The sequence below is a fragment of the Dyadobacter diqingensis genome, assembly GCF_024220585.1.
Lineage (GTDB): Bacteria > Bacteroidota > Bacteroidia > Cytophagales > Spirosomataceae > Dyadobacter > Dyadobacter diqingensis.
On sequence record NZ_JAMXKF010000002.1, the window covers coordinates 884370 to 893010 of the forward strand.

General features: G+C 47.6%; 2 protein-coding genes and 1 rRNA gene. All 3 read right to left on the reverse strand.

The genetic code is table 11. From position 1 onward, the window contains the following. Positions 1-207 precede the first annotated feature (207 nt). The 3 genes from M1L62_RS09080 to rrf all read right to left on the reverse strand — a co-directional run bounded on the left by M1L62_RS09080 (position 208) and on the right by rrf (position 8610). Positions 208-5715 (reverse strand): choice-of-anchor Q domain-containing protein, encoded by a 5508-nt coding sequence (locus M1L62_RS09080; RefSeq protein WP_254412722.1) that lies wholly within the window; start codon positions 5713-5715, stop codon positions 208-210. Between the two features lie 242 nt (positions 5716-5957). Further along, positions 5958-7871 (reverse strand): helix-turn-helix domain-containing protein, encoded by a 1914-nt coding sequence (locus M1L62_RS09085; RefSeq protein ID WP_254412723.1) that lies wholly within the window; start codon positions 7869-7871, stop codon positions 5958-5960. Between the two features lie 627 nt (positions 7872-8498). Beyond that, a 5S ribosomal RNA gene (rrf, locus tag M1L62_RS09090) occupies positions 8499-8610 on the reverse strand. Between the last annotated feature and the right edge of the window lie 31 nt (positions 8611-8641).

Consider the following 8641-nt stretch of genomic DNA (forward strand, 5'->3'; position numbering starts at 1 on the left):
CTCCCGAAATTCTGCCAAATGAGCAAAACAATCTGCAAAGCGTTAAAATTTGGATCAGGCAATTTATCAAGATCGGTGAAATCGACTTAAACTTCCAAATGTGTAGTACTATTGAGTTACCACAAATGATATCAGCATGCCTACGTAACTACTGTGGCTGACCAAAAAGCCAAAGCCTTTTATGGGTCAGCCACAGTAGAAAGTGCTCTATTCCTTTACAAATCGTTCCGCCGTACCATCGGCAAACTTCAAAATGTAAACTCCGCTACGGAGAGATTTTATGGAAACCTGTTGCATGTTGCCGGTAATGGTTATACTTTGGAGTGGCCTTCCTGTTACATCGTACAAGGTGGCTTTGCTTTGGATTAACGTCTGCGGAACTTTTAAATCAATTAATTCGATTGCCGGATTAGGATAAACCATAACTCGACTTGCTTCACCATTCGTTATCGAAATGATTTTGCTGTAAGCAAAGGAACCATCGATGTCGTTCATCCTTAACCGGTAATAAACGTTGCCGTAGTAACTTGTGGCGTCCTGATAGCTGTACTGGTGATTGCCGTTACCATGGGCATTGACAGTTCCGATTTGGGTAAACGTTTTTGCATCCGCGCTGCGTTGCACCTCGAAATTCAGCGTGTTTACTTCACTCGCCGTTTTCCAGTTGAGCAGGTTAGCGCCTTTCTCTTCGGTCACGGTGAAGCTTAGCAATTTTAGCGGCAAAGGCGTATCGGTTGTTTTCACAAAAAATCCACTAAAACCGGTCACATCAAAACTCACCTCCCAACGACTGGCGTAGGTATTCCAGGCGATGCTTCCGTTTAACGAGGAGTTCAGTGGATTGATCGTTACCACAGTTCCGTTATAGGATGCCGGCAAACCCGAGCCATCGTTACTGGTCCCCGAACGTTTTTCAATACGAAGATTGGCCTTGTAATTTTCCGCATCCAGCGCGTTCAGAGGCAGCTTAATGGAATTCGCTGCATTGAAGTCATCAAATTCCTGCTGGGTAAAATAGAGTGTTAGCTGGGCCGTCGCTGCCTGGGCGTTCGTCGCCGGTGTTATCTGGTAATGTCTTTTCAAGAAATTTTGTGGCTGATTGGTTTCTACCCAAACTTTCGCGGCTACTTCACCGGAAACGGCCGAGGAACCGTTGGGTATCAGACGGGCAATCACCGTACAGACAGAACCATTTACACCAAGCAGGGTATTTCCCGAAATCTGCCCAATAAATTCACCCTTGTTAGCAGCAAGTACCGGTGCTATTGGGGTGCCTGTAAATTCGTAGGCACCGATATCAACCGTACCGTTGTATATCCGGACTTCCCCAGCGAGGTCGGTTGTGATGTACGATAGGTCGGGCCTCTGTCCGCGTATTTCACGGTAATAGTCGTCATTCCCCCTGTTGATAGCGGGGCTACATGCCTGTAGGCGATAGTTGCCGTTAGCAGCGTCAGTAAACAGCGGATCGGCGTAGCCGGCAATGTTGCCGTCGCTCGTATCGGTTACTCCCTGTATCAGGTTGTGATAACTTTCATAACCGGAACCATTGTCGCTGTTGATGCCGCCGGAATTGCCATAAACAATACTATTGCGCACAACCGGCCATGATTCTGTTTCGTTGTAGATTCCCCCACTATTACCCGCTGCCCAGTTGCCGGCAATGGTGCAGTTGGTCAGTGTTGGCGAGGAGTAATTGATATTGGCTATGCCACCCCCAGCGTAGCGGCCCCTGTTTCCGATAATAAGGCAGTTGGTAATAAAAGGCGATGACTCCTGATTGTAAATCCCACCGCCATACTCACCGTTGTTCCCGGCCGAATTACCCTTAATAATGCAATTGACAATCGACGGAGAGGCTGACCAGTTATAGATCCCGCTTTTATAACCGCCGGTTATGGTAAAGCCATCCAATACAGATTCGAAAGTAAGGTTGTTCCGTTCATTATAAACTACATAATGAGTCCCACCACCATTCAAAGTGCTCGAATAGGCAGTATTTCTCAAATCCCGCTCGGTGCGACTTTCTTCATCTCCTTTGAAACCACCATAGATCTTCACCCCTTCGCTCATACTAAATGAGCCCTGATACGTCCCACCGGCAACCCATACCTGATCACCGCTATTTGCAGATTTAATGGCAGCTTGCAAATCCCCGGTCGCGCATGCCCAGCGTGTTCCCGGGCCCGTTCCACCCTCCTTTACGTAAATGATAGCCGTACTGTATTCCAGCTCATAGGCCCCCAAATCGACAATGCGATCGTTATAAAAACGGGCTTTGCCATCCAGGTCTGTCGTGATGGCTGACAAGTCGGTATCTTGTCCGGTAGCATAGTAACCGTTATTCCCCCTGTTGATCACCGGACTGCACGTTTGCAGGCGGTAGTTGCCGCTGGCAGCGTCTACAAAAAGCGGGTCGGTATCACCCGGCAAGTTGTGGTTATCCGTACCGGTCATGCCCTGCACCAGGCTGTATTGAACATCGCCCGCATTGATCCCGCTGCCATTTCCGTAGACAATACTGTTGCGTACGAGAACCGTTGAAACAGTGCTGGATATAGCGCTGGTACCATTGCCGGCGATGGTGCAATTGATAACCGTGACAGTAGAAGATAAACTATATATACCAGCGCCGTTTTCAGCGGTGTTGTTGCTGATGATGCAGTTGATGAACCTCGGGCTTGAGTTGGAATTGTAGCTAGCCCCGCCAACGGATGTCCTGTTGTCCCTGATAATACAGTTGATAAAAGTGGGAGATGAAAAAGCGAAGTTAAATATTCCAGCCCCCTGATAGCCCACCGTATTGCCAGTGATCACACAGTTTTTTATCGTGGGCGAAGCACCATGATTGCGGATGCCACCGCCCAAATTGCCTCCCCCGCCGGTAATGGTAAACCCATCCAAAAGTGCGGATGACTGAACGTTCTCTCCATTATTATACACCACATGGGTATCATGGCCCTGCAAAATACTGGCATTCAACATATTGGTCAAATCCCGCTGCGTGAGACTTGTTTCATCTCCATTGAAGCCACCATAGATCTTCAGGTTATCCTTCATCCGGAAATACTCACCGCTGTTTGGCCGTCGGTAAGTGCCTTTTGCTACCCATACCTGCTGGCCTCCTGACGACAAGTTGATGGCAGCTTGCAGATCACCCATTGCGCAGTCCCAGCTGGTTCCATTGCCCGTTCCACCGGCTTTTATGTAAATCACACCAGAAAATGCAACAACCGATTCAAACGCTCCCATGTCCACGTTTGCGCCAATAACACGCGTGTTTCCCGCCAGGTCGGGGACTGTTTGATCTGTAATCAATGAAGTTTTACCTGCCTCAATGGCCGGGGAGCAGGGCTGTAATCGGTAATTTCCGGCAGCAGGATTCACAAATAAGGGATTTATGTCCAGGTTACCGCCTTTGTCACTACCCACTGGCCCCATCCAGTGACTGCTGCCTCCGCTGCCTCTTAAGATGCTATTGTTATAAGAATTATTTGAAGGAGTGCCACCATAATTGTTGTTCAGATCCCAAAGGATGCTGTTAGCGACACTCGTGTATTGAAAATAGTTCCCACTGCCCACGTTGCCGACAATCGTACAATTTAGTAAAGATGGGTTCCCAGAGGCACCTTTATTATTCAAGGCTCCGTTTGTGTTTCCAATGATGAGAGCGTTTTGTATGACAGGATTTCCTCCATTGTTGTACCATCCCCCACCTTGATCTGACGCGAAATTCCCACTGATTACTACATTTTTTAAGATGGGGTTGCCCGGATAGTTGTACCATCCGCCACCCCTCTCCGCCATATTGTCGCTGATAATTGTGTTGGTTACAGTTGGGCTCCCTCCTTCGTTTAAAACGCCTCCTCCATATTCATAGGAACTGTTGTTTGTAATTTTCATCTTGTTCAGTTGGGGGCTACCATGAACGTTGTACCACCCTCCGCATCGGGAATTACCAACAGAAGCGAAGTCGTTTACCGAGATAAAGTCTTTCCAGCCTCCGTCTGCATTTCCATCTCTAACCGTAAAACCATCCAACTTCAGGCTGGCATCAATATCGGATCCAACAGTAATCAGTACGTGGTAAGCATTGTCGGCGTTGTTATTTAGCGCACCCAAATTCCCGCTCATGATGGTAGGATGCGCATCAGGATCACGAGTGCCGTTGCCGCCCGCCGGATATCCGCCCAGCAGTTCAAGCCCTTTCCGGGTAATCGTAAAAGCTTTGTGGCGATCACTGGTGCCGTTGCCGGCTTTGTACTCGGGGTAATAGGTACCTTCTGCTACGAGAATTTTATCTATGCCAAAACAGGACTCGTGAGCCAGCTTAATGGCTTCTGCCAGAGATCGAAAAGCAGTTGCCCAGCTGGCACCGTTTCCGGTCGCAGTCACTGATGCATCCACGTAGATAGTCCCTGGGCCAGGATGCGAGCCCTGATACTCGTACGCTCCTATGTCAACGTTTGAGCCGATAACCCTGGCGTTCCCCGCCAGGTCTGGGAAGCTTTGATCCGTAATCAATGAGGTTTTACCTCTATTGATAGCCGGTGAGCAGAACTGCAATCGGTAGTCCCCGGCAGCAGGATTCACAAACAATGGGTCGATATCCAGATTTCCACCTTTGTTGCCCGGTGATTCGTTCCAATTGACGCTACTTTTACTGCCTCTGGCAATACAGTTTGTATAAGAAATCCCGGGGAGATTCGCAAAGTCTTTGTCGCTTGAACCCCATATAATGCTATTGCGGATATCAATACTACCTGATTCAAGATTGATTGAATATGGGCCAATGTTACCGGCAACCGTACAGTTGAGCAGAGTCATGCTACCCTCTTTATGCCCCCAGGCTGTCGCCCCTAGTTCCGCTGAATTTTCAGTAATCAGAGAATTCTGCATCACAGGATTTCCTCCAAAGCTATACCACCCCCCTCCCAAATAAGCGGAGTTTCCGCGAATCTCTACATTTTTCAAGATGGGATTCCCTCCATTGTTAACCCATCCGCCACCGATATCTGCGGAATTTTCACTGATTCTCGTGTTGGTTACGGTTGGGCTCCCCCCAACATTTAAAACTCCTCCACCCCATTGGTTAGAACGGTTATTTATGATTTTCATTCTGTTCAGTACAGGACTTCCATGTACATTAAACCATCCCGCGGAACGAGCATCCTGGATCAGATCATAACCGTTTACATTAATTCGATCGCCTGATGCTCCATTCGCATTTCCATCTCTGATTGTAAAACCATCCAGTTTCAGACTGGCATCAATATCGGATCCAACAGTAATCAGTACGTGGTAAGCATTATCGGCGTTGTTATTTTGCGCACCCAGATTCCCGCTCATGATCGTTGGATTTGCATCTGAATCGCGCGAACCGTTACCACCTGTCGGGTAACCGCCGAGTAGCTCCAATCCCTTGCGGGTAATCGTAAAAGCTTTGTGCCGGTCACTGGTTCCATTGCCGGCTTTGTCCTCTGGATAATAGATCCCCTTCGCCACCCGGATTTCCGTTATAGAAAGCGTTTGGTGCGCTTCTCGAATGGCATGTGCAAGCGTTTTGTAGGCCTGGTTCCAGGCGGTTCCGCTATTGGCGTTATTTCCAGTGCCTGCATCCACATAGCGGGTGTCGGCAAATGCAGGAGTGCCCCCAAGCAGTGTAAAAAACAGCAGACTTGCTGTCAGGAAGGAATGTGTAATTTTTCTTTTCATATAAAGTTTTTCAATGGTTCGCGCCTGGGCCTGAACCTCGGCAGAAGGAGGTTATGTCGGGTTGGTCCAGTTACGCGTGATGAGGGAGAACGTGCTCTTGGGTTTAAAATGAACACGCAAAGGTACCGGCCACACGGTTTTCACATGTGGCTTATCTGACCAAAAACGTGTGTTATTATTGCAGATTTAGGCTATTTGGTCAAAAAGAGCTTCGATAAAGCTCAACCAGCACGGCGCACCCGTTACAGTCCGAATTTTCTCAGTGTCACCAGATACCGCCGATCGCCCCTTATGACATCGAAAAAAGGGGAAACTTTGATGTCACCGGGAATGCGGCCGCTAGTGGTAGCTTTCAGCAAATAATGGATGCTTTTTTCTTTATCGCGCAATCCCGAATAAATTATGGAACGTGCGACATCATTCTCTGACCTTTCGGGTAATGCTTTCAGATAAGCAAGTACTTCGTCAGTCCGTCCCTCACGTGCCCTCAGGAACATAATCTGGTTTTCCATTTTTACACCGGGATTAAGACGTTCCGTTTCGAGAGCATGTTGCATGGCTCTTTTGTAGTCGAATCTGGCAGTGTAAAAGATGGTACACCCCAAGTGGTAGGCAAACGATTCCCCAAAAAGATCTTTTCCTTCGTCTATATATTTTTGCGCAAGCCCGGTTTCTTTTGCGTACAAACAATTGAGCATATGTCCGCCGTGGATGACAGGGTGTAATGGGTCAAGAATAACAGCTTTGAGGCTATACCGCATGGCCTCATCCACATTACCCGTCGTCCGCAACAGCAGGCTAAACCAGTAGTTGATCATCGCATCATTGGGTTGATGCCTCAGTGCTATCCGGTACGCGGCCTCTGCTTGTTCCCATTTCTGTTGCTCACGGTACAGGTTGGCCAGGCCGGCAAAAGCCATCCCGCAGTCCGGATCCATCCTGATGGCTGTCAATGCGTATCGCTCACCAAGTTTTATGCAGGAATCACGCGGCATGACGCCATTTTCTGCCATCAGGTGGTATGCAACGCTTAGCTGAGCGAAAGCATCGCTAAACCCGGGATCAGCCTGTATCGCACGGTTCAGATGCACCACACTGGCCAGCAACTGTTCTTTTTTCCGGGAAAGAATAAGCTGGCGCCCCTTCAGGTATTCATTGTAAGCGAACAGATTATTTGTTGTTTTTCTATTCTTTTGGCGTTCAAAATTCTCGTTTAATTTCTGTTTCAACTCAAAACTCACCTCTTTCGCTACCTGATTGAGCAGGCCGAACACGGCGGTCATCTGACTATCGTAGGTTTTTGTCCATACCGTACGACGATCAATGGTGCTGACCAGTTCCAGTCTGATCCTGAGCTGTTGATCTACAACGAGCACCGAGCCCTCGAGCAGGTAGTTAACCCCAAGCTCCTGGGCAATGGTATCGACGGGGGTATGGGTGTCTTTATAACGGTCGGAGGAAGAAGTGGCAATAACCTTAAGCTTCTCAATCAGTGCCAGGGATCCATGAATCTGGTCGCGTACACCAACGCACAGGTAATCGGTCTTTTCTGATCCCAGGTTTTTAAAAGGCATCACGGCAATGGAATTTTCGAAAATTGTGGCACCTTGTTCCGAGTCCCACGCAACCTCTCTATTTTGAAGCCAGAAAACGGCACCAGATGCAACCAAGAGCAACGGTATTAAAAACGTTAGCCGGATTTTACCGAAAATGGCGGCAGGTATCTTACGAGGCCTTGTGTCTTCTGACAGCACACTTTCCAGCGGAGCGGCGAACGGCAATATCACTGTCTTTTCCTCGGAGATACCCTCCATCTCCACAATTTCCTGTCGCCTGTAAGCTGTCGGCGATACACCAAACTCCTGCGCGAAGTATTTACTAAAGCTTTGCGGGCTGTCGATGCCAAGCAAATAGGAAATCTCGGATGTTTTCATCTGAGACGATCTCAGCAGTTCAGCCGCCCTAATCATTTTCCTTTTGCGGATGTAAAGAGAGATCGACAATTGGGTGTATTCCTTCACCTGCCGGTAAAGTTGAGACCGACTAAGGCCTAAATCCTTGCAAATGTTGTCAATACCGAATTCAGATTGGTCGAAATTATCGTCGATAATCTTATTAAGCTTCTCTATTTTAAAGGAGGTATCCGCAGTTCGCATTCGTTTTTTGCTCAGAAACAACTACTGTTGTAACCAGATTTCTGTTTCATACTGTTAAACTGAATGCAATATACACCTCTCCTATTATTTTTCCGTCACCGTAAATTTCTGTTTTTCGTATATGGTTGAAGTTGGGTGATTTATTCGTTTGGACAATTGCAGTATTCGCTGACCCAACACGTTGAAAGTTCCCTAACTCTTCTTGCTAAACGTACATAGCGATAATGTTTTTAAAGATAATTTTGACATCTTCGAAAATCAATGTCCTTGAAAAGTGTTGCTTGAATCCAGCTGGCCTTCCAGATTCAAAAATCTTTTTTTACAATATTGCATTTCTGCTTACTGATACAGCTTATAGACTGGTAAAACCATCGGCGGCACGAGCATTGCGATCCTTGAAGTGTAATGAGTATAAAATCCGTATCCCCAAAACAAAAAAATCCCATCTTATATAAAGATGGGATTGTGTAATAGTATTGTGGCGGCTACCTACTTTACCAGGTTTGACCCAAGTATCATCGGCGGTTCCGGGCTAGGCGCCCCCGGCTTAACTTCTCTGTTCGGGATGGGAAGAGGTGCAAACGCAAAAAATCCCATCTTTATATAAGATGGGATTGTATAATAGTATTGTGGCGGCTACCTACTTTACCAGGTTTGACCCAAGTATCATCGGCGGTTCCGGGCTTAACTTCTCTGTTCGGGATGGGAAGAGGTGAACACCGGGCCAATAGCCACCAACAAGATTTTCTGTTGATTTGTGGTATGAGAAG

What these genes read in the sequence shown, in the direction of transcription:
- M1L62_RS09080 (WP_254412722.1), bottom strand. Translation starts at nt 5,715, where the DNA reads ATGAAAAGAAAAATTACACATTCCTTCCTGACAGCAAGTCTGCTGTTT.
- M1L62_RS09085 (WP_254412723.1), bottom strand. Translation starts at nt 7,871, where the DNA reads ATGCGAACTGCGGATACCTCCTTTAAAATAGAGAAGCTTAATAAGATT.